We start from the raw sequence: 22,169 nt of genomic DNA, 5'->3' as shown, positions 1-22,169 counted from the left end.
ATATCACCAATTATCAAGTTTTAAACTTGATAATTGAATTTGCACATTGACAATTGATTTTTCTAGCTACTTTAAGAATTCATTCACCCAAGTTCAAACTATGTTAAAGCGCGGAATTCGCAGATGGGATCTGGTTTTTTTGATTATTAATTCTGTGATTGGAGCAGGTATTTTTGGCCTGCCGGCAAAAGCATTTGCGCTTTCTGGACCGTATTCTTTGTTGGCTTTTGGTGTTTGTGCGGTAGTAATGCTGGTGCTCATCTTAGTCTTTATGGAAGTCAGTTCCAGGTTTGATAGAACTGGAGGACCCTACCTTTACATTAAGGAAGCATTTGGCAACCTTCCGGCTTTCGCTGTAGGTTGGGTCTTGATGCTAACCCGGCTTTTTAGCTATGCTACCTTGGTCAATTTGCTAGTCATTTACATGTCTTTTTTCTCTCCTGTTTTTCAAGAAGAATGGATGAGAATTCTGATGATAGTCGTAATTACAGGGATTTTGACTGGGATTAATCTACTTGGGATCAAAGATTCCACCCGCACCACAAATATCCTGACCGTCTCAAAATTGTTTCCGTTGACGATATTTATTGTCGTTGGACTTTTCTTTTTAAATGCTGATGCTTTTGATTTCAGTTCACCGCCAGAGATGCCTGAGTTCGCTAATTCTGCCTTGTTACTAATCTTTGCTTTTGGCGGATTTGAAGCTGGTTTGGTAATCTCTGGCGAGGTCCAAAATCCAAGAAAAAACCTTCCTTTTGCTTTGATGACAGGAGCGCTGATCATTACTGTTTTTTATGTTCTTATCCAGGTAGTGGCAATAGGAACACTTCCTGAATTAGCTACTTCGGACAAACCCCTAGCTGATGCTGCTTCCCGAATTATGGGTTATGGAGGAGGCTTGTTTATAACTATTGGAGCTATCGTTTCCATTTTGGGAACACTCAATGTACAGATCCTGAGTGGTTCCAGATTACCTTTTGCGCTCAGCGAATCCCAGCAATTCCCTAAGATATTTTCCTTTGTTCATCCCCGATTTCGCACGCCAACAGTTGCAGTTTTATTCTTTTCTGTTCTGATTATTATCGTCGCAACGGTCTGGGATTTTATGGGGTCACTGGCGATCTCTGTTATCGCTAGATTGTTGATTTACCTATTGGTTTGCGGAGCTTTGATTCGCTTGCGCAAAAGCCAACCAGATGCAGATTACTACAAGTTAAAGTTTGGAATACCCTTGGCAGTCGCGGGAATAGCTGCTACGATCTGGCTTCTCAGTAGCACTCAAATAGAGGAAATTACAGACATGGCACTCTGGACAGCTCTTGGATTTGTGATTTATGGAGTGCATAAAATTTTTGCGAGGAAAGAATAGCCTTGTAATTTGCTTACCTAGAAGCTGGATTTTTGGTTATAACCAGAAAGCATACGAATGAAGAGCAAAGTTCTAATCTGTTTTTCTCTAGATTATTGAATTTGAGAATTGTTACTTGAATTTTTCTAGATATTTTGCTTTCAAACCCAACTCAACCTATTCCATGAAAGCTTTCCTCCCTATTGCTTTTGGCTCTATTTTACTTTTTTCTGCCTGCCAGCAGAAAGCTTCAGAAATTGACTACTCCGATTGGTCGCACTATGGAGGCCCAGAAGATGGTTCAAGATATTCTTCTTTATCCCAAATCACTAAGGAAAATGTGTCCCAGCTGGAAGTGGCTTGGACATACCATACTGGAGATGCAACCGAGCGCTCGCAAATTCAATGTCAGCCGATAGTAGTAAATGGTTTACTTTATGGCTCCACGCCTACGTTAAATGTGTTCGCAGTAAATGCAGCCACAGGGCAGGAAGTTTGGAGATTTGATCCTTTTGAGGTGCTGGGAGGAGAAAATTCCTGGGCAGGAACAAATCGTGGTGTAAGCTATTGGGAGGATGGTGATGATAAACGAATTCTTTTTGGAGCGGGAAATTGGTTGATGGCAGTAAATGCAGAGACTGGCGAGCCAATTCCTGGTTTTGGAGATCAGGGTAAAGTTGATCTTCGCAAAGGATTAGATACAGAACGCGAGGATTTCCTGATAGTAGCAAATGCTCCTGGCGTAGTGTATGGTGATTTGTTGATTATTGGGATGCGACTTTCCGAAGGGTTGGATGCTGCACCAGGCCACATTCGTGCCTACAATATCAGAACTGGTGAGCGGGAATGGATTTTCCATACCATTCCTCAGGAAGGAGAACCTGGCTTCGAGACTTGGGATTCAGCGAATATAAAACAGATTGGCGGCGCCAATAACTGGGCTGGAATGACGGTGGATCAAGAGCGAGGAATCGTATTTGTGCCAACTGGCTCAGCTACCTATGATTTTTGGGGAGGCTATCGCAAAGGGGATAATCTTTATGCCAATTCTCTGATTGCACTGAATGCCCAAACAGGTGAAAGAATTTGGCATTTTCAGGCAGTTCATCACGATGTCTGGGACCGGGACTTTCCGGCAAATCCAAACCTGATTCGAATTCAGAAGGATGGAAAGTGGATAGATGCAGTCGCGCAGATTTCTAAGCAGGGGATGACTTATGTTTTTGATCGGGAAACTGGGGAGCCGGTTTGGCCCATTGTAGAAACACCTATGATTCAGTCTTCGATGCCGGGGGAGTATACTTCTCCGACTCAGCCTATTCCATCATTACCAGAGCCGTTTATGAATATGATTTTCGAGGACAAAAATATTTTAAACCTAAAACCTGAGTGGGAAGCTGACATCCGCGGGCAATTGGATAATGCGATTTATGGAGATACTTGGGCTCCTCCACATCCGACTAAACCTCTGGTTCTTTTCCCAGGAATGGACGGAGGTGGAGAATGGGGTGGAGCATCTTTTGACCCTACAAATCAGACGTTATATGTGAATGCGAATCAAATTCCTTGGATAATAGGAATGACTCCGAATGCGGATTTTGAAAATATTGGTAAATCTGTTTACACTAACTTTTGTGGGAATTGCCATGGATTAGATAGAAAAGGAAACCCTCCGGCGATTCCAAGTTTATTGGGAGTTAAGGAAAAATACACCTATGATTCATTGGCTATTTTGCTTCAAAAAGGAAGGGGAGCGATGCCCTCTTTTGCTCATATCGCTGATGAAAATAAGAAGGTTCTGTTAGACTATCTCTTGGATAAAGCCCCAGATGAAGGGGATAAGCAAGAAATGGAAGGTGCACCTTCACAGCTTTTTCCTCGCTATTATATGGATGGCTATAAAAAGTTGGTCACTAAAGATGGAATGTACGGATCAAATCCACCTTGGGGTCTTTTGACAGCCATTGACATGAGTACTGGGAAGAAAAAATGGCAGGTTACTTTAGGGGAAATTGATTCGTTAAGCGCCCAGGGATTTGCTCCTACCGGCACCGAAAATTATGGTGGTCCTGTAGCTACAGCTGGTGGTGTCCTTTTTATCGCAGCTACAAAGGATGAGAAAATCAGAGCTTTCGATAAGGAAACTGGTGAAATTCTTTGGGAAGCTAAACTTCCTGCTTCGGGACACGCTACCCCGGCAGTATACGAAATGAACGGAAAGCAATTTCTTGTAATCGCCTGCGGAGGTGGAAAAGGAACGAAGAGCGGGGATGCTTATATAGCTTTTGCTTTGCCAGACTAACGTGAGATTTTAACTTTTGTAATAAGCTGATTTATTATTCATTAGACCGTCAATGGAAAATTTTCCGCCTCCAAAAATCAGAATTCCCACGAAAATGGTAAAGTACAACAGGGGCAATTCTTTTCTGCCAAAAGGATCAGCTGCATGAGCTACAAAGGCAGCTGTGAGCATAGTTATCATGAGAGGAATGACTGCTAGTCTAGTTTTGAAACCTATAATCAAAAGAATAGAGCAAAGAAACTCTGCAAATACTGCCAGTGATAGAGAAGCTACAGGTCCAATTCCTATAAAATCCATGAATTTGATAGGTTCATCTCCGAAAAGGCGCGTGAGTTTAGGTATGCCATGAGTCAGCATCATACCTCCAGCTCCAATTCTCATTATTAAAAGTCCTAAGTCCTCTAGCAGTGTTTTTTTCATAAGTTTAGATCTTTCGGTTGGCTTAGTTCTAAACTATACTTTCTAGGTTATATGTCGATGTATTTTTACATAACCTGCGCTATAGCTTTATGACAAAAAAAATCGACAGCCAAATTGACTGTCGATTTTCCCTTAAAAGAGCAACTGTTACTATTTTATTTTCCTTTTTTGTTAATCATGGTCATTACAGTACCGCCGATAATCTTAAGATCGGTAAGTAAGTTCACCTGCGTCAAATACTTAAGATCCAGAAGGACTCTCTGACACATTTCTTCTACAGTCTCCGCATAGCCAAAATCAACTTGGCCAATAGAAGTAATCCCTGGACGCAAAGTCAATAGCTGGGCATATTGAGGCTGTCTTGCAACAATCTGCTTTATAAAATGAGCACGCTCGGGTCTAGGTCCAACTACTGACATATCACCCATCAGCACATTGAAGAATTGAGGAAGCTCATCGAGGTGAGTCTTTCTCATGAAATTACCCCATTTGGTAATTCTAGGATCATTGTCCGTAGTCAACTGTGGTCCATTCACCTCAGAGTCTACAATCATACTTCTATACTTAAGAATGTAGAATGGTTCGCCATTTCTACCAATTCTTTCCTGCTTATAAAAAACAGGGCCTTTTGAAGTAAGCTTCGTAATAACTGTCAAAGCAATAAATACTGGAAGCCCTGCAAGAATCGCGATGGTTGAAAACAAAATATCGAAAGATCTTTTTACAAATCTTGTAGTAAGTTCTATTCCCTCATTTACAGTCTGTGAAACAGAATTTCTGGAAATATTTGTTAAAGCAAAAAGGTCAGGGATAATCCTTCCCGACTGGTAGCCTTTAAAAACAATTTCTTGTTGGTTTGATTGATTACGTATCATTAGTCTAGTCTTTTAAGTCAATTATTGTGGTGCTTAGTCTTATCCAATTGGGATGCCAAGCACAAACATGCCTAGTTTGGCTGTTTGGGAGTTATTTGGGGGGTTGTTAACATTTATTATGTGGAGGCTATCCACAGATCGAGCGTTTTTTTCCTAGTGGAACTAGATTAGGAACGGCTCCAATAAGCCTTGGTCATAGAGAGTGACTTGGAAAGTCCAAGCGGGAGGGAGCGATAGTGAAGTCCCAGTTTATAGCCAACCAATTTCGCCCCAGTTGTAATCAGACATTTTGGGATCAATAATGGATTATGCTTAAGTGTGTAGGTGAGTTCTGATTTGAGATATTTGAATCCTTCACTTTCTGCCCGGCCAAAGTTTTCAAAGATCCAATGGTTGTTGATATGGAAGACTCCAATATCAAAATACCGCTTAAATTCTTCAATGGCCGAATAATCATGTGAGTGGTATATTTTGGAATGCGAAAGGTATGCCAATTTCCATCCATTCAATAACATTTTACCTGCAATTAATACGTCTTCACCTAAAATTGAGCCTGTTGGGAAGCCATTGACAGCAAAAAAGGCTGTTTTCCTATAGGCAGCGAAAGAATTGGAACAGGAAATTGTTCTAATTCCGTAACGGTCAGCATCTTCTAAACCCCGGATTTTTGATTCTGCGGGATAATTAAAAAGTCTGGCATGAGTTTCCAAAACCTTCGCATTCTTGTGGGGAAGCTGACGGCCATAGACCATCCCGAGCTCAGGGTTATTTGCTAAACTCTCTACCATCACGCGAATGGCATCTGGCTCTGCTAGAATTGCATCTTGGGTAAGAAATACAAAAATATCTGCATCGGGAAAAGTCTCAGCAGCCATTTGCCTAGTGCCGCCATGGTCAAAATTCTTTTTGTCGATTTGAATTAAATCGCAAGTTTCCTCATTGATCAGATCCAAAGTACCATCAGTACTACCCGAATCGATGATTACCAATCTTGAAATAGGATAGGTTTGCATTGCCACACCAGCAAGTACATCTTTCCAGATTTTGCCAGCATTCAGGGTTGGGATAAAAATATTGACTTGCATAGCTTAAAAATAAATTTCTGTGATTTCTACTCCACCATAATTGGCAGTGCCCGATACGAGTTTTTCCTTTCCGACCGACGCTTTTCCTTTTCCCACGAAAAGTACCGTTTCTGTATTTTTAATTCCTACATATTCATTTCCCTCTAAGGTGAGTTTGTTGGGGTAGTGACTACGAAAGGCCTGATTTTCTTTTCCTCCAACTATAGATGTGATTTTGTTGTTTTTGACGACTAGCTCTGTAGAGTTATCATCAAAAATTGCCGTGTTATAAGAATTGATCTGGTTACCGATTATTTGGACGTTTCTAGCTGTTTTTCGAAGAATAATAGCTGAAGAATTTTGACTGAGAATCTCATTGTTTTCTATAAGTGCACCATTGGCCTGTGTGATTAATATAGCCGGATTGCTCGATTTGTTTACAATCTTATTTTCCTTCAACTCTATTTTGCCCTTTAGGTTAAGATTGAAATTGGCATGAGAAAAGCTGTTTTTTTCGATAGTAAACTCAGCAATATGAATGTCATTGGGAAGGGAAAGTGAACCCAGCACATTATCCCGGAGATGAATTTTCTGTGCTTTTGTATTTGCGATCAAATTAATGCTGCTGAATCTATTTTTCTCTAGCAGCAATTCCTCTAAATCCAACGTAATCTCTACTTGATTGTCTGCCCAGTTTTCCTTCCCCAATATAACTCCACAGCTTTCCACGTATATAGCAGGTCGGTTATTTCGGTAAGCTTCATTTTTATAAATCAACACATTGGATACATTAATCAATGTGACTATTCCAGAGCCATCCGGAGTAGATTCTCCTTTCACAAAACCATTTCCACAAGTGATGTTTTCTGTAATCACACATTCTATATCCTTTGCTTTTTCTTTGGATCGGTTGTTAATATCTATTGCATCCGAAGCATTCCCTTCCAGAATATTATGGGAGAAAATGTAATCCTTTTCTTTGCCGGAGTTTCCAAAAGCTACCTGAATCGCGGACATTCCATTGTGCCGGATGACATTGTTGATGACTTCTACTTTGCGGCTTCCGTGAATAAAAACCCCATTTTCTCCATTTTGATAAATCTCGGAGTTATGAATGGAAATTGTATTGCTGGACATAATCCGAATCCCCGTTCCCGGCTGATAGCTGTGAGTTTCCGTCCTTGGCATTCCGAAATGATGAATTCTTGTATTTGCAATCTCAATTCCACTTGACTGAAACGTCATGATGCCTGGATAAGCTCTCAGTTTCGTGGAATCGCCCGTTAGTTCTGTATTATAAATGCGGATTTGATGGCTTTTTAATAGGTAGATGCCTTCATTTTTGGATTCGCCTCTCAGAGAAACACTTACATTTTTCACACCTTGTCCGAGAATCAGGGGATTTGGAGAGTTTTGTTTCTCAATGGAATATTCACCCACTTTAGCTGATGGATGATGTTTGAGAGTTCCTTCTGCAAGGATATTTACGCCCGATTTAAGTAGGATTGTGCGAACCTGGTATTCACCTTCCGGGAAAAATACAGTCTCACCTTCCTTTGCCTGATTGATCAACGCCTGAATTGCCTCAGTTTGATCTTCTTCGGAATTAGCCAAGATGCCAAAGTCAAGGACATTTGTGTACTCTCCAACTTGCAGAGAATCAGATTGGCAGATTCCGGATAAGGGAAAAGTAAAAAGCAGAAAGAATGAAAGGTATTTAAGCATGGTTTGATTTAGGAAAGAATAGTATCCCATGTTTCTGCAGCTGTTTTCTCCCAGCTAAATTCCTGTGCTCGCACCAATCCTTTTACCATGCAATCCACATAGAATTCTTCCTCGTTTACAAGTTTTTCTATGCCCACTGCTATTGCAGAAATGTCTGTTGGCTCAACACAAAGTGCTGCGCCACCTGCTATCTCAGGAAGAGAGCTGGTATTGGATGTCAAAACGGGCGTGCCTGAAGCCATGGACTCTATGATTGGTAAGCCAAAGCCTTCCATCAGCGAGGCGAACAAAGTCGCATGGGCGCCTTTATATATTTTGGGTAAATCTTGCTCTTCGATAAAACCCAAAAACCGAACCCTTTTTTGAATTCCTAGACTGCCAATCAAGACATCAAGTTCTGGGTCGCTGTTTCCGGATAGAAAGAACATGAACTCATTTGGGATTCTGGCTTTGGCAAAAGCTGAAAGCATGGCAGGCACATTCTTGTTTTTACGTCTATTTCCTACATAAAGGAAGTAAGGTCTCGCACTTTCAAATTCTTCTTCATTATGGAGGAAATGATGGTCTACTCCATTATAAATCACTTTTATGAGGTCTTCGGGAATCCCAAGTATATTTACTAGCTGGCTTTTGCTAAAATGTGAAACCGTTATGATTTTCTTTGCTTTTGGCGCTAGTCTCGCGATCACCTGCTCATAATAGATCTTGTGAAGCTTAGAATAATAAAACAAATGCATCAAATCATGCACGGTAAAAATAAATGGCGTTTTCGAAAAAGCAGGAGGCATAAAAGAAGGACTGTAGAATACCTCTGCACTTGACTTCTTAATTTCCTCACCCAGCATCAAAGGAGAAAGCAAACTTCCCAACCCCATTTTACTCTGAACGTATTCGCAGGAAGCTTCAGCTGGAGCGTATTTCATGACTTCCTGGTACAGTCTACCGATTCCTGTATTACCCGCCCAGCGGCTATCGATCAATATCTTTTTCTGTCGATTCATAGGCCGAGTTTTATGTTTTTGAAGTTGATTTCCTGAAGACTTCCAATCAGATAAATCAGGCAGAAGTACATTACCACATCGTTGTCATACCCTGAATACAGAATCATCATAATGGCCAGAATTGGCAGAAATAGTGAAAGCCAAAGTCGTGGATTTTCCATTTTGCGCCAGCATTCCTGTGCAAACCAGATTAAAAAAGCAACGAAGGAAAAAAATCCAACGACGCCCATCTGCAAGTAAGTGGACAAAAATGTATTATGAATGTGAGATTCTCCCCGGTAGAAATCCGCGTATGTTTCTAGAAAGCCCGGTGCGCTGAGGAAGCCATTACCAAGCGGAGAAATCGTATCGAAATGCTGGAAAAAAGCCTTCCAATAGACTAGTCTGATACCCATTCCATCATTTGAAGAAGTCAAGGAGTCTACCCTGATTACTTTTTGTAGTACAAATGGGAGTGAAATGGCGATCAAAATAACTAGCACTATTTTCCATTTTTTACTGACAGAGGACCAAATCAACATGAAAACTCCAAGTATCAGCGCAACAATCGGCGTACGTGAAAGACTGAGAAACGCGATCAGAAATACAAAGACAATTCTCCAGGTCGAAAGCTTATTTTTCAGAACTATAGGGATCACGATGAATGAAAAACCCATCAAGGCAATGCGAGCTCCGAACATGTTTTTATCATCCAAGCCCCAATAAAAAAGCGAATCTCGATATAAAGTACTTGCTTGTCCCGAAGAGTCACTGCCAAGGATTAGGCTGAAATCGTAAGCTTGGTGATAGATCAAAAGCTGCACGAGGGAAAGTGCCAAGACGATAAGTAGAACAATGTCCAGTTTATTAATCAGTGATTCGTTGTCCCGTGAGCCAAGCCAATTGATGCTCAAAAAGAGAAAGCAGAAGTTGATGACTAATTTTATGATATTGGTCAGGGCAAGAGGCTCGCCCGGGTAGTTAATCATATAACTGATTACTGCGTAGGCGCTAAAAACAGCCAGAGCTATAGACCAGTTTGGAAATTTTATCTGTGGAGTTTCTCTGTAAAAAAAGAATGAACTTACGAGGAAAATCACCGGATAAATTTTTGCCGGTAAAAACATGGAAATCAGCGAAAGCAAAAACAACGTCTCAGCAATGGAAATGGTTTTCCATTGGTTTCCTTCAAGGACTGTGGTCTGATTTGTTAACGTAATTTCCGGTGTGCTCATTTTGAAAAAACAGTTAGTGGTTTTTTCAATGCTTCTTTCAAAACAGTCTCATATTCCCCGATCAAGCGATCCGCATCCAAAATAGAAGCTACAGATTCCCGAGCAGCTTGACTAAACTGATTGTAAAGATGTGGCTCAAAATAGATCTGTCGCATCACCGCGCTCAAAGAACCCGGCTCACTGTCATAACAATAAAGCCCATTGATTCCGTCCTTTACCGTTTCCTGAAGTCCTCCTCTTTTGTTTGCGATCACCGGAACATGGTTTGCCAAGGCTTCGATAGCCACCATTCCCAGCGGCTCTTCCCAGAGTGATGGGACTATCAACACATCGATTTCAGCTAGAAATTCGGTAGAATTAACATAACCTACAAACTCTAAATTCGCTCCTGAGGAAATTTCTTTCAGATGCTTCTCGTATTGCACATCGCCTTTTCCTGCAATGCTCAACTTAGCCTCGAAGTCTAAGGTCTTGAATTGTTCGATTAGCCATTCCAATCCCTTTACTTTAGATAGTGTGCCTAAATAGCCATATCGAATTGGTTGCTCAGATTTTCTAGGAGCTTTTGGAGGTGGGTTTGGAATAGTTCGTGTGTTGTAAATAATGTTTCTGGAAGCATTTGAGAAATAGCCGAAATCAATAAAACGCTGCAAAATGCTATTGCTGATACCTACTACGGCGGACACTTGGGTTGACTTTTCAGCGTGATTGCTTCGCAGAAGTTTACAGCTCAAACACTGGTTTTTGCAGGTTTGCTCATTCTTGAACATGTTACTATTCGGGCAAAGCAAATACAGATCGTGTAGCACCTGAACGATTGGGATTCCTGCTTTGCGTATTGGTTTCCAGACTGCCGCAGACCAACCTGCGAGGTTATGACAGGAGACGATATCAGGTTTCTCTGTTATCAAAATTACCTTCACTACTTCAGCCATGGCCTCATTGGACTGGTCTCTGTGGTGCCAAGCTAGTCGTGAAATCTTGTTTTTCTTTGTTTTGGAATAAGGCCAATACCCGTTTTGCAAACCAGCCCTATATACTTTTACTCCATCAACATGCTCCTTCTTCAGGCCTTGTTCAGGCATTAGACTCAGCACTACGACTTCATGGCCCAAGGATTTCATTCCCTCCACGATCAGCTTTAGGGAAATCTCAGCGCCACCTTCGATCAGCGGGCTATAAAGAGAGTTGATGTATAGTATTTTCATTGAGTTGGACTAGCTGAAAAAAAGGTTTTAATTTAGAAGGCTTTCATATAGCTCGATTAGGCTATTAGTTACGACTTGTTCACTGTTTTTCTTTAAAACCAAATCTCTCATTCTATGACCTTTTTCGATCAGAGATTTGGGGTTGGTTTGATGAAGTGTTACTGCTTTGAGAATCTGCTTTTCCAAAGCTTTCAAGTGCTCAGACTCCTGCTGGTAACTATAATCAAAAACATCATCTCCTGCATTTAAGTCAGCAATAGTGCCAATTCTGGGGCAGATGACGGCTCTTCCGTAAGAAAAAGCTAGAATGACAGTTCCGGAGTTCAGGCTACTTTCCAAGGAATAAGGAAGTATCAATAAATCGGACTGATGAATATAGCTTGGTAATTCAGCGTCCGGAATGAATTTCAGTTCCAGGGAAATATTGGGCACTTTCTCTGCCAACTTCTGCAGTTCCACCCGGTAAGCTTCAGAATTTGGATTGCCGGCAATGGTCAAGTGTACTGAATCTGAAAAACCCTTTACCACTTCGATCAGCAACTCTATATTTTTATAAGGTTTGATCGCACCGATGAAAAGCAGCTTCAACTTTTCATTCTTATTCTCATTGCTTTCTGGCAGAATTTGACCATATACATCGACAAAATCAGGATGCGGAATATGGATAACCTTAGCTTTCAAATTTGGGTATTGACTGCGCAAAATATCTCTGCTTACCTCAGAATGTATTACAATGGCATCTGCTTGTGAGACGATTTTTCCCGTTAATGCCCGACTTAGCTTTCCGGATTTCTTCTCGTGAGAAAGCCTGTTGTGCATCGTCCAAACCAGCTTTTTCTTACCAAATCTAATTGCTGCTAGCACTACTAATTTTCGGAAATAGCTTTTCCACATACTGGTAGCGCTGCTGTCATCCAGATTTTCAAACCAATTCAGATGAAGCAATTTGATGGATTGATAATGCTTTTTTGAAGAAAGAAAATCATCCAGTCTGTTCACGTCATACCCATGCTTTTCCAGCCCCTTCACCAGAATAGCGATGTATTGATTTTCCTTGTTTTCGCAGGGATTGAAAATGATTTTAGTATGTGAATCCATATCCATTAAGAGCGGTTTGAATTCATACTTTTCGCCAGAGCTAATCCTATGTCCTTGATCGACAAACCGAATTTGTCCCGTGAATTCATCCAAGTTTTGGCTTTTTCGAATGGACTACTACGCATGGAAAGCATCATTGTATACAATTTCTTGTCATGCATGTATTTGTCCTTTTCCTTCAGTAAATGCTGATAAATCACTTTTTCTGAGGGATGTGGAGGGTTATCTTTCATGAATTCGCTAAGCCACTCTGAATAATCCACGTCCGCCATCATTTTGTGCAGGTCATTTCCTGTAGATGTGATCGAAAGGCGATTGCTACGATATTCGAATACTGGTTTGTTGCTATGAGCGATGCCCTTTTCAGCAGAAGCGACGAAGGCGGTGATATCATCCGAACCCCAGGCTAGTGGAAGTTTGTAAAAACCACCTTGGGCTTTTAGTGCGGAAGAATTGTATAAATAATCTGAAATATAATTTGAGCGAAGCTGACGCAAGCGATGCCATATCGAGTCATAGACATATTCGAAAGCAGGCAGGGCGGGTGTCAGAAGCACGTCATTTCCATCATCATCGATGATCTTGCTCCGGCAGTGGTACACGTTTAAGTTTGGGTACTGTGATATCAACTTTTCAAACTCGGCCAAATAATCTGCCGCTAAACGGTCATCATCACCCATTATGACGATATATTCCCCAGTGGAAAGGGATAGGCATTTATTCCAATTGTCCACCAGATCATAAGCACCAACATTCTTTTCGTTCTTGAAATAGCGGATTCTAGGATCCTTATTTTTCAGCGAAATTTCTTCTATTGGCTCCGGTGAGCAATCATTTAAAATGATCAGTTCGAAGTCCTCAACAGTCTGCGCAAGTATGCTGTCAATGCATTCTTGCAGGTATTTGCTCTTGTAAGCAGGAATACAAATCGAAAATTTATTCTTGCTCATTGGATACTTTTCTTTTCAAAAGTTTGGTGCGGAGAAATTCAATATCCGCTGATTTGATGATAAACAGAAAATGGAATGCGGCAAAAACCGTAGTGAAAATGGCTGATCTGATGATCATTCCCAGAATTCCTGCCGGCATCTCTATCCATTTCTCCAATCCAAAGGCAACTGCAAATGCGATCACAGCTCCTAGGACCGAAGGGGAAAAAGCACTGAAAAATATTTTCTTACTATCTAGCTTTAGCACTTTAGGAATATAATAAATATAGAAGAAACCGATCTGTATTAGCATGTAAGCTAAGTAACCGATTACTGCTGCGCCGACATTCAGTGTGGGTGCGAGGATAATTGTAATAGGCAAAGAAAGTATGCAGGCCGTAGCGGAAGAGTAAATTAGGAAGCGGGTTTTACCTGAGGAAAGGACTAGACTCGCCACTGGAGTATTGTGCATATTGAGTAGCACAGTGAGTAGCCAGATGTTCAACCAGACCGCCAGATGGAGGTAATCTTTCCCCATATAGAGGAGGAGGATGGCTTCAGAATTCAGCACAAGTAGAAAAACAATAAAACTTAGAAAAATTGAAATAAAGCGAGTGGCTGTAAAGACCATCTTCTCCATTTTAGGATGATTCCCTTCTTGGTAGACTTTGGAAGCCGAAGGTAGAAGCACCTGCAAGAAAATTGTTCCAAAGGAAATAATCAGCATCGCAATCGTCTGAATCACACGATAATCCGTCAACACATCGATGCCCGAAGCAAATTTGGCTAGCAAAATAGGTCGAAGTTCATTTGCAGTGAGTTGGAATAAACCCATCAAAAAGATCGCGGAACTGTAGCCAATAATCTCCCTGAAAATTTTTCCATCCCATTTCGGATTAAGTAATTGTCCTAAGGGAATTGGGAAAACTCTCAGTTTTAAAATATTAAGGGGAATCGGGACAAGCGTAGAAATGGTATAGAACAGAAAATACAATGGCAGCGACCATTTGAAATGAATGGCTGCTATAGCTACAAGGAAATTCAAAACACTACTGACTACTGTCACCCGATTCACATATCCCAGTTCATCCTTTGCACTGAGCAGCTGAATGATCACATTCGAAAGCCAGTTTAAAACTGTACTTGCCGAAAGTATGTACATCATGATCCTGTAAGTCGGAATCTGATCAGGTTTAAGGTTGAAGAAAAACTGGCCGTAATTGGCCATAAACATGAAAATCAAGGCGTTAATGAGGCCAATGGTTCCATAGAAAATAATGCTTGAGCGTGATGCTTTTCCAATATTTTCCCAGTCGGATTTCGCTTCCCACATGGAGAAAAAACGGACTGATCCCACATTCATCCCCAAATCCATTAATCTTAGATAAGCATTGAGCGAGAAAGCCAAGGCAATCAATCCGTAGTCGGCTTTGCCATAATAGCCCACCAACAGAGGGATGGTCACGAACTTGGCAGCGGCATCGAGAATTTTGGCTAAAATCCCCCAGACTGAACCTGAAAAAATACGATGGACTGCAACTGGTTTGGAGCTCAAAATAGTCTTTTAATGATTTTGTATTGAATTTACGTCCATCTTACCAAAAATAGTTCCTCAGCTTAATTTCTCTGGATTTAAAATCAAGTATCTTTTTTGCAAGGAGTTCGTCGAACTTCTTCAAGAGACCTTGGGCAGATGAAAAATTCAATGCACCTAAGCGCTCAAAGTTCAGTTTTACCGGCTGTGGACTATGGTCTATGGGCAATCGACTAAAATGAAAAACATGACAAAAGTCTTAATTATAGGTGCCTTCGACCGATACAATTACGGAGATTTACTTTTTCCACTGGTGATCGAACGGCAATTGAGCTCATATGGCAAGGATTTCGAATTTGAATATTTTGGTTTGGTAGAAAGCGATCTTTCCAGCGTGGGAGGTTTGCCTACCAAAGGATTACAGAAGTTTTATAAAGCCTGTAGTGATCCAACTAATCCTGTGCATGTGATTATCGCGGGCGGTGAGGCTCTGGGCGTGACATGGAATTCGTTGTATGCAGCTCTGAACCCACTATTTCAGCGCATTAATAAAAGGCATGTGCGAGTCAATAAATTGTTGGATCTGAATGCCTGGACAAAGAAAATTCTGAAAGGAAAAACGACTCTTCCATTTGTATTTGATAAATCAGATTTCGCAGGCGTACAATCTGTGACATTGAATTCATTGGGCGGCTCAGGACTAAGCCCAGACACTTTTGCGAAGTATGATTTCTTGAAAGAGAAGCTTCAGAACGCAGATTACTTTGCTGTTCGTGATCAGTTGACTGTAGACAACTTAATGAAAAATGGAGTAAATGCTGACCTTTTTCCAGATTCGGCCATTCTGATGTCGGAATTTTACCCACTGAATTTTCTTCATAAGAACGTGACTCAGGATGTCGCCGGCTATGTGGCGGAGCACTCTGGAAAGTATGTTTTTGCTCAAATAAATAAGAAAACTACCAGAGGTCATGAACAGACTATCGCGGATGGTTTGGATGAGATTTATCAAAAAGGGAATACTGAAATCTGCCTATGTCCAATAGGAAAAGCTTTGGATCATGACGATCATGAGGCGTTGCAGGAGATAGGGTCACTTTTGAAAAGCCCATACACTTATTTTGATGCGGATAATATCTGGGACATTATGTACCTGATCGCAAACTCAAAGTGTTATGTAGGTACGAGTTTGCATGGGGCGATTACGGCGTTGAGCTATGCTGTACCGCATGTAGGCTTAAAAGTAGAAAAGCTAGGTGCATATTTGGCAACTTGGGGCTTGAATGGGAATCAGCGCTCCGTTGAGTTTTCGGAGATTTACGAGCAATTCAAAGTGGCGACAAATGCCACTAAGGAAGATCTGGAAGCATCCAGAGATCGACAATTTACTGAAATCAAAAAGGGATTTGATAAGATGGTGAAGGTATTGGAGTCAAATTAAGAGCGTTTATACAGATTTTAGATGATTTCAAACTAAATATTATCCGTGATTTTTGTGATTACAATCACAAATAATAGCTATATTTTGTGATTTAAATCACAAAAATTATATTAAATTTGTGATTCATATTCTTAACTATGTCACAAACTGCGATAAATAGAAACATTCTCCCTTCCATTAAAGAGCGTTTGTTCCGAAATAAAGCGATCCTGATTTTGGGGCCTAGGCAGGTTGGGAAAAGCACGCTTTGTGAAAAGTTATTGGAGGGAACTGGCCATACCTGGTTGTATCTAAATGGAGATGAGGCGGATGTGAGGTCTGAACTAACAGACACTACTGCTTCTCGGTTAAAAAATTTGTTGGGGGATCATAAGATCCTGTTTATTGATGAAGCGCAGCGAATTCCCGGCATAGGTATAACACTGAAAATAGTCGTAGATCAGCTCAAAGATGTGCAAGTTATTGCTACAGGTTCATCTGCATTTGACTTGGTGAATTTGTCGAATGAGCCTTTGACCGGCAGAAAATTTGAATTCTTTCTATTCCCTCTAAGTTTTGGAGAAATGGTAAATCATCATGGCTTATTGGCTGAAAAACGCCTGATCGAGCATCGTATGATTTATGGCTATTATCCAGAAATTGTGACGCATGCTGGTGAAGAAAAGGAGTTATTAAAACTTCTGGCGGGAAGCTATCTCTACAAAGATTTGTTGATGCTGGAACAAATCAAAAAGCCAATTTTACTTGAGAAATTGCTTAAAGCTCTAGCGCTACAGCTTGGCAGTGAAGTTAATTACCATGAGTTAGGGCAATTAGTCGAAGCTGATAAGACCACCGTAGAAAAATATATAGATCTGCTGGAAAAGGCCTATGTCATCTTTAGGGTTCCCGCGTACAATAGAAATATTAGAACTGAATTAAAGAAGGGGAAGAAAATTTACTTCTATGATTGCGGGATCAGAAATGCGATTTTAGGGAACTTCAATCCTTTTATAAACAGGACAGATGTGGGGGCTCTATGGGAAAATTACTATATCGTAGAACGGATGAAGTATCAGGCATATAACAACTCGGATGCTAACTATTATTTCTGGAGGACTACGGCACAGCAGGAAATTGATTTTATAGAAGAGTCAGAAGAAGGTATGAAAGCCATAGAATGTAAGTGGAGCGAAAAATCCAAAGCCAGATTTCCCTCTACATTTACAGCTGCATACCCTGAGTCAACCCTAGGCCTAGTTACTCCTAAAAATATTGAAGAGATGTTAGGGTTTGATAGATAGGTTTTTACTGTAAATCTGCCAGCTTGTCACCCTTTCGTACCAAAGAATTATTTGTCGTTTGACTTTTAAGAGTTTTAAGTTTCATTATTCTAACAACATTCCGACAATCTGCGAAATATCCTCTTTCGGTACGAAGGTTGTTTTAAAAATGTCAGGTTAACTAAGTTAAACCTGTATATATCAAGTTATCAACATTAAAAAGCTGTAATTCAATTCTGATTTGTTTCCATTTCTGTCCCTCCACACGGGAGAGCCAGTTTCGGAAAAAATCAATTTAATATAAAAAAAGTAGAAATGTCTAAGCAAAGAATTCTCATCAAATATGGTGGGAATGCGATGATCAATCCCCAGTTGCAGCAAGAAATTGCAGCACAGATTTTTAAACTTCAGGAAGCGGGATTTGAAGTCATCATGGTACACGGAGGTGGGCCATTTATAAATAAAGCACTAGAAAAAGCAGCCATCAAATCACAATTCGTGGATGGCCTCAGAGTGACGGAAGCCATTGCTTTCGCAGAAATCCAAAAAGCTCTGATAGGAGAAGTCAATGCTGACTTAATCTCTACGCTCAATCATAATAAGTTAAAAGCTATCGGTCTTTCCGGTAAAGATGGAGGGATGGTGCTGGCGAAAAAATATCAGCACAAAACTGCTGATGGAAGCACTGTGGATTTGGGTTTGGTAGGTGAGATCACACATATTGATGATAGCCTAATTAATTTGCTTTGCGAAGCTGGCTATGTTCCCGTGGTTGCTTGTGTGGCTGATGGCCTAGATGGAAATTCTTATAATATTAACGCAGATACGTTTGCGGGGAAACTTTCGGCAGCGGTGAACGCTGATCAGCTTATTGTCCTCACTGACGTGGATGGACTTTTCCTCAACTATCCTGATCCTGCATCGATCATCCGCGAACTCAATGAAAGCGCTGTAAATGAACACATGGGATCGACGATTCAAGGCGGAATGATCCCTAAAATTCAATCTTGTATGCTGGCTTTGCAGGAAGGAGTGAAAAAAGCAATCATTCTAAATGGCACCAAGCCTGAGCAGATTGCACAGTATGTGATTGAAAATAAACAAATTGGAACCACTTTGACCCTATAAAACACTATGACAAATCAAGATTTATACACCAAAGACAGAGAGAATTACTTACCCACCTTTAATCGCTTTCCATTAGCTTTTATCAAAGGCAAAGGAAGTCGGCTCTGGGATGCAGATGGTAAGGAATACATTGATTTATTGGCTGGTATAGCCGTGAATAACGTTGGGCATTGCCATCCTAAAGTCGTGAAAGCGATTCAGGAGCAAGCAGCTCAATTGATGCATATTTCTAATTTTTTCGTGAGTCCTCAACAAGTTGCGCTGAGCGAATTGCTGGTGAAAATCTCAGGATTGGATCGTGTTTTCCTGACCAATTCGGGAGCAGAATCCGTGGAGGGCGCCATTAAAATTGCCCGTAGATATGCGCATAAGCAGGGTAAAGGCGGAAAAATTATTTCCATGCACAATTCCTTTCATGGAAGAACTTTAGCAACGATCGCTACTGGCCAAGAGAAATATCAGCAAGGATTTGGACCTATTCCTACAGGTTTTACTCAAGTCCCTTTTAATGATCTTGCAGCTATTGAGGCTGCCATTGATGAGCAAACTGCAGCAGTGATCCTAGAGCCAATTCAAGGTGAAGGTGGGGTTGTTCCTGCGGAAAAAGCATATTTGGAAGGATTGAGAAAGTTGTGTGACGAAAAAGGAGTTTTGCTGATTTTTGATGAGATTCAATGTGGTATTGGCCGAACAGGAAAATGGTTTGCCAAAGACCATTTTGGAGTACAACCAGATATCATGACTTTGGCCAAAGGCCTAGGTGGAGGAGCTCCAATTGGAGCAGTTCTATGTAATGAGAAGGTGGCAAGTGCTATTGAGTTTGGCGATCACGGAACGACTTTCGGTGGAAATCCACTTGTAGCGGCTTCAGCGATTGCGACTATAGAAGTCATTAATGAAGAACAGCTTTGCAAAAAAGCAACTGAAACCAGCGAATGGCTGCAAGGAAAGTTGGCTGAGTTGATAGCTAAGCACGATGAACTTGAATCTGTGAGAGGATTAGGTTTGATGCTTGGCGTAAAAATGAAATCTGAAGCCAAGCCATATGTTTTGAAATTACTCGAAGAAGGAATTGTCGCCAATGCTACCGCAGGAAATATTTTGAGACTCGTACCGGCATTGAATATCAGCAGAGAGGAGCTGAATATTTTCTTAGAGAAACTTGACGAAATTTTAACCGAAACCCCTGTATCCGCCTAATATGAGCACGCAAAAATTAAAAGTAGCCATAGTTGGAGCATCTGGATTTACAGGTTCTGAGTTGGCGAGATTACTTCTGAATCACGAAGGAGTAACTATAGAAATGATCACTTCTGAGTCACATATTGGCAAGCCATTTTCTGATTTGCACCCGCAATTTGTGGATAGATTAGATATTCCTTTGGTAAGTGCAGAGGAAGTGAGTAATAAAAATTTGGATGTGATTTACCTGGCTTTGCCTCATGGGGTTTCCATGGATTTTGTGGCAAAATGGAAAGATTCAGGAGCGAAGATTATTGACCTTTCGGGAGATTTTAGACTTTCTAGCAAGGAAGTTTATGAAGAATGGTACAATAAAAAGCATAGCTATCCAGAAGGATTTGCTACAGCAGTATATGGTTTGCCAGAGCTTTTTGCTGATAAAATCAAGTCTGCAAATCTCGTTGCTAACCCAGGTTGCTATCCAACAGCATCTATTTTAAGCATGGCTCCGCTTTTTGCAAAGCAGCTGGTAGAAGAGAAGTCTTTGATCATCGACGCTAAGTCGGGTCTAACGGGAGCCGGGATTAAAGCCAGTGCAACTACGCATTTTTCCAATGTAAATGAGAATTTCAAAGCCTACGGAATTGCAGGTCATAGACATACTATTGAAATTGAGGAGCAACTAGGAGGATTGGCAGGAAGCCAAACGTCTGTTCAGTTTACTCCGCATTTATTACCTGTGGATAGAGGTATTTTGGTGACGGCTTACGCCAAAATCAAAGGCGAAATGAATCAGGCGAAATTGACTGAGATCTACCGTGATTTTTACAAAGACAAGCCATTTGTCAGATTGAGAAACCAAGCTCCAGGAATCAAAGATGTGCGCGGAAGTCATTTTTGCGATGTGTTTCCAGTTTGGGATGCTAGGACTGAGCGTGTGATTGTGATCTCGGTAATTGATAACTTGCTAAAAGGCGCCGCTAGTCAGGCGGTTCACAATATGAATTTAATGTTTGGTTTGTCAGAGGCAGAAGGTTTGAACCAAGTGCCATTAAAACCATAAGGATACAGAAGACTGGTGACCGAAGTCGCCTTAATGCTAGAGTTTAGGTGTTCCTATGATTAGTTAGTTTACCGGCAATAAAAAGGATGTAAATAATCTTAATTTAAAAAAGATGATTAAAAATATTACTAATGTACGCGGCATTAAATGCTGGGGTGCTCATACTGGAGTAAAATCCATGAAAAGGGATTTGGCGATTATTTATTCGGAAGTTCCGGCGGCAGCTGCTGGTACTTTGACTCAGAATAAAGTGCGTGCAGAGCCTATCAAAATCACAGAGAAAAACCTTGAAAACAACCGAGCTCAGGTAATCATCTGTAATGCAGGTAATGCCAATGCCTGTACAGGAGACCAAGGACGTGAAGGCGCAGAGGCGATGGTTCGCACGACTGCTGAGGCTTTGGGGATTCCTGAAGATGATGTGATCGTAGCTTCTACCGGTATCATCGGAGTCGAATTTCCTACCGAAGATGTAGTGGAAGGTCTGAAAGTCAATATTCCAAAACTAAGTGGAGAAATTAAGGCTGGGTCCTTTGTGGCTAATGCCATTTTGACGACAGATACTTTCGCAAAGGAAGGATTTATTGAGTTTGAATATGAAGGAGTAAAGATCAATATGGGTGGTGTCGCCAAGGGGTCAGGAATGATTCATCCAAATATGGCAACCATGCTGGCTTTCGTGGTAACTGACTTCAATATAGACGAGAAACTTCTCCAAGAAGCTGTTTCTTATTGCGTAGATCGTTCTTTTAATATGATCACTGTAGATGGAGATACTTCTACAAATGATATGGTCGCTGTGATGGCAAATGGATTGGCTGGCAATAGAAAAGTAAACAGCAAGGAAGATCCGGGATTTGCCGTCTTCCAAGAGAAATTATTGGAAATCTTAACTCACCTAGCAAAGCTCATCGTGTCCGATGGTGAAGGAGCTTCCAAGTTTATCGAATATAGAGTGACTAATGCTAGAACTGAGGCGATTGCCAGAACTATAATTCGAGCTATTTCCGACTCCACTTTGGTGAAAACTGCCATGTTTGGACGAGACCCTAATTGGGGTAGAATTATAGCTGCAGCTGGTAATGCAGGTGTTTCATTTAACTATAAGAAGGTGAATCTTTTCATTGGTGATCAAAACCATCTGGTTCAGGTCTTGGATAAAGGGAATCCTGTAAATTTTGAGAAGTCTTACATGAAAAAGCTACTTCGTGAATCCCACATACGAGTTAAACTAGAACTCAATACTGGTGACGAAGAAGGGATAGGTTGGGGCTCTGATTTAACCACGGATTACGTGATGTTCAATTCAGTTTATACGACTTGATAAGTATTTTTCCTCAGTGTTAAAAGTTATCCTGCTTCTCCTGAAGCAGGA

The 22,169-nt window shown here is 41.0% G+C and carries 18 protein-coding genes; 8 read left to right on the top strand and 10 right to left on the bottom strand.

Features of this window, described 5'->3' with window-relative positions; genetic code table 11:
* Positions 1-100: 100 nt before the first annotated feature.
* Together AACZ87_RS09420 and AACZ87_RS09415 are read left to right on the top strand one after the other, a co-directional pair.
* A complete protein-coding gene (locus AACZ87_RS09420; RefSeq protein ID WP_339866665.1) occupies positions 101-1,369 on the top strand; it encodes an APC family permease in 1,269 nt (422 codons plus the stop codon).
* 163 nt (positions 1,370-1,532) lie between these two features.
* A complete protein-coding gene (locus AACZ87_RS09415; RefSeq protein WP_339866664.1) occupies positions 1,533-3,650 on the top strand; it encodes a PQQ-binding-like beta-propeller repeat protein in 2,118 nt (705 codons plus the stop codon).
* Positions 3,651-3,659: 9 nt separating this feature from the next.
* On the opposite strand, the gene AACZ87_RS09410 is transcribed toward AACZ87_RS09415, so the two are convergent.
* From AACZ87_RS09410 to AACZ87_RS09365, 10 genes are all read right to left on the bottom strand, one after another.
* Positions 3,660-4,070 carry a DoxX family protein gene (locus AACZ87_RS09410; protein ID WP_339866663.1) on the bottom strand — a complete coding sequence of 137 codons (411 nt, stop codon included), beginning with the start codon at positions 4,068-4,070 and terminating at the stop codon, positions 3,660-3,662.
* A gap of 155 nt (positions 4,071-4,225) precedes the next feature.
* The gene (locus AACZ87_RS09405; RefSeq protein ID WP_339866662.1) at positions 4,226-4,945 is read right to left on the bottom strand and encodes a sugar transferase; all 720 of its coding nucleotides are present in this window, start codon (positions 4,943-4,945) and stop codon (positions 4,226-4,228) included.
* Between the two features lie 167 nt (positions 4,946-5,112).
* Positions 5,113-6,030, bottom strand: coding sequence for a glycosyltransferase family A protein (locus AACZ87_RS09400; protein ID WP_339866660.1), 918 nt, complete (start codon positions 6,028-6,030; stop codon positions 5,113-5,115).
* A gap of 3 nt (positions 6,031-6,033) precedes the next feature.
* Positions 6,034-7,734: a right-handed parallel beta-helix repeat-containing protein gene (locus AACZ87_RS09395; protein ID WP_339866659.1), complete on the bottom strand. Its 1,701-nt coding sequence runs from the start codon at positions 7,732-7,734 to the stop codon at positions 6,034-6,036.
* A gap of 8 nt (positions 7,735-7,742) precedes the next feature.
* The gene (locus AACZ87_RS09390; protein ID WP_339866657.1) at positions 7,743-8,735 is read right to left on the bottom strand and encodes a glycosyltransferase family 1 protein; all 993 of its coding nucleotides are present in this window, start codon (positions 8,733-8,735) and stop codon (positions 7,743-7,745) included.
* Entirely contained in the window at positions 8,732-9,949 is a 1,218-nt protein-coding gene (locus AACZ87_RS09385) for an O-antigen ligase family protein (RefSeq protein WP_339866655.1), read from the bottom strand. Before AACZ87_RS09385 ends, AACZ87_RS09390 begins: the two co-directional genes overlap by 4 nt.
* Positions 9,946-11,157, bottom strand: a complete 1,212-nt coding sequence (locus AACZ87_RS09380; protein ID WP_339866654.1) for a glycosyltransferase family 4 protein — start codon at positions 11,155-11,157, stop codon at positions 9,946-9,948. The genes AACZ87_RS09385 and AACZ87_RS09380 overlap by 4 nt, the downstream gene beginning before the upstream one ends.
* Before the next feature lie 27 nt (positions 11,158-11,184).
* Positions 11,185-12,255, bottom strand: a complete 1,071-nt coding sequence (locus AACZ87_RS09375) for a glycosyltransferase (protein WP_339866653.1) — start codon at positions 12,253-12,255, stop codon at positions 11,185-11,187.
* Positions 12,256-12,260: 5 nt separating this feature from the next.
* On the bottom strand, positions 12,261-13,205 hold the full coding sequence (locus AACZ87_RS09370) for a glycosyltransferase family 2 protein (protein ID WP_339866652.1): 945 nt from the start codon (positions 13,203-13,205) through the stop codon (positions 12,261-12,263).
* On the bottom strand, positions 13,192-14,739 hold the full coding sequence (locus AACZ87_RS09365) for a hypothetical protein (RefSeq protein ID WP_339866650.1): 1,548 nt from the start codon (positions 14,737-14,739) through the stop codon (positions 13,192-13,194). The genes AACZ87_RS09370 and AACZ87_RS09365 overlap by 14 nt, the downstream gene beginning before the upstream one ends.
* Before the next feature lie 226 nt (positions 14,740-14,965).
* On the opposite strand from AACZ87_RS09365, the gene AACZ87_RS09360 reads away from it, so the two are divergent.
* The 6 genes from AACZ87_RS09360 (at position 14,966) to argJ (ending at position 22,118) form a co-directional block, all read left to right on the top strand.
* A complete protein-coding gene (locus AACZ87_RS09360) occupies positions 14,966-16,159 on the top strand; it encodes a polysaccharide pyruvyl transferase family protein (RefSeq protein ID WP_339866648.1) in 1,194 nt (397 codons plus the stop codon).
* Between the two features lie 137 nt (positions 16,160-16,296).
* Complete coding sequence (locus AACZ87_RS09355; RefSeq protein WP_339866647.1) at positions 16,297-17,442, top strand: ATP-binding protein; 1,146 nt, start codon at positions 16,297-16,299, stop codon at positions 17,440-17,442.
* A 294-nt stretch (positions 17,443-17,736) separates the two neighbouring features.
* Positions 17,737-18,549, top strand: coding sequence for an acetylglutamate kinase (gene argB, locus AACZ87_RS09350; protein ID WP_339866646.1), 813 nt, complete (start codon positions 17,737-17,739; stop codon positions 18,547-18,549).
* 6 nt (positions 18,550-18,555) lie between these two features.
* Complete coding sequence (locus tag AACZ87_RS09345; RefSeq protein WP_339866645.1) at positions 18,556-19,749, top strand: aspartate aminotransferase family protein; 1,194 nt, start codon at positions 18,556-18,558, stop codon at positions 19,747-19,749.
* A 1-nt stretch (position 19,750) separates the two neighbouring features.
* Complete coding sequence (argC, locus tag AACZ87_RS09340) at positions 19,751-20,794, top strand: N-acetyl-gamma-glutamyl-phosphate reductase (RefSeq protein WP_339866644.1); 1,044 nt, start codon at positions 19,751-19,753, stop codon at positions 20,792-20,794.
* 112 nt (positions 20,795-20,906) lie between these two features.
* Entirely contained in the window at positions 20,907-22,118 is a 1,212-nt protein-coding gene (argJ, locus tag AACZ87_RS09335) for a bifunctional glutamate N-acetyltransferase/amino-acid acetyltransferase ArgJ (RefSeq protein WP_339866642.1), read from the top strand.
* The last annotated feature ends 51 nt before the right edge of the window (positions 22,119-22,169 follow it).

Source organism: uncultured Algoriphagus sp. (assembly GCF_963974365.1).
Taxonomy (GTDB): Bacteria; Bacteroidota; Bacteroidia; order Cytophagales; family Cyclobacteriaceae; genus Algoriphagus.
The sequence above is the reverse complement of the archived record's forward strand: the minus strand, read 5'-3'. Positions and strand labels throughout refer to the sequence as shown.

Bases quoted from the DNA above. Each gene is read 5' to 3' on its own strand.
- AACZ87_RS09355 (WP_339866647.1), top strand. From the start codon at position 16,297: ATGTCACAAACTGCGATAAATAGAAACATTCTCCCTTCCATTAAAGAG.
- argB (WP_339866646.1), top strand. From the start codon at position 17,737: ATGTCTAAGCAAAGAATTCTCATCAAATATGGTGGGAATGCGATGATC.
- AACZ87_RS09400 (WP_339866660.1), bottom strand. From the start codon at position 6,030: ATGCAAGTCAATATTTTTATCCCAACCCTGAATGCTGGCAAAATCTGG.
- AACZ87_RS09375 (WP_339866653.1), bottom strand. From the start codon at position 12,255: ATGGATTCACATACTAAAATCATTTTCAATCCCTGCGAAAACAAGGAA.
- AACZ87_RS09395 (WP_339866659.1), bottom strand. From the start codon at position 7,734: ATGCTTAAATACCTTTCATTCTTTCTGCTTTTTACTTTTCCCTTATCC.
- AACZ87_RS09370 (WP_339866652.1), bottom strand. From the start codon at position 13,205: ATGAGCAAGAATAAATTTTCGATTTGTATTCCTGCTTACAAGAGCAAA.
- AACZ87_RS09345 (WP_339866645.1), top strand. From the start codon at position 18,556: ATGACAAATCAAGATTTATACACCAAAGACAGAGAGAATTACTTACCC.
- AACZ87_RS09415 (WP_339866664.1), top strand. From the start codon at position 1,533: ATGAAAGCTTTCCTCCCTATTGCTTTTGGCTCTATTTTACTTTTTTCT.
- AACZ87_RS09410 (WP_339866663.1), bottom strand. From the start codon at position 4,070: ATGAAAAAAACACTGCTAGAGGACTTAGGACTTTTAATAATGAGAATT.
- AACZ87_RS09385 (WP_339866655.1), bottom strand. From the start codon at position 9,949: ATGAGCACACCGGAAATTACGTTAACAAATCAGACCACAGTCCTTGAA.
- argC (WP_339866644.1), top strand. From the start codon at position 19,751: ATGAGCACGCAAAAATTAAAAGTAGCCATAGTTGGAGCATCTGGATTT.
- argJ (WP_339866642.1), top strand. From the start codon at position 20,907: ATGATTAAAAATATTACTAATGTACGCGGCATTAAATGCTGGGGTGCT.
- AACZ87_RS09360 (WP_339866648.1), top strand. From the start codon at position 14,966: ATGACAAAAGTCTTAATTATAGGTGCCTTCGACCGATACAATTACGGA.
- AACZ87_RS09390 (WP_339866657.1), bottom strand. From the start codon at position 8,735: ATGAATCGACAGAAAAAGATATTGATCGATAGCCGCTGGGCGGGTAAT.
- AACZ87_RS09380 (WP_339866654.1), bottom strand. From the start codon at position 11,157: ATGAAAATACTATACATCAACTCTCTTTATAGCCCGCTGATCGAAGGT.
- AACZ87_RS09405 (WP_339866662.1), bottom strand. From the start codon at position 4,945: ATGATACGTAATCAATCAAACCAACAAGAAATTGTTTTTAAAGGCTAC.
- AACZ87_RS09420 (WP_339866665.1), top strand. From the start codon at position 101: ATGTTAAAGCGCGGAATTCGCAGATGGGATCTGGTTTTTTTGATTATT.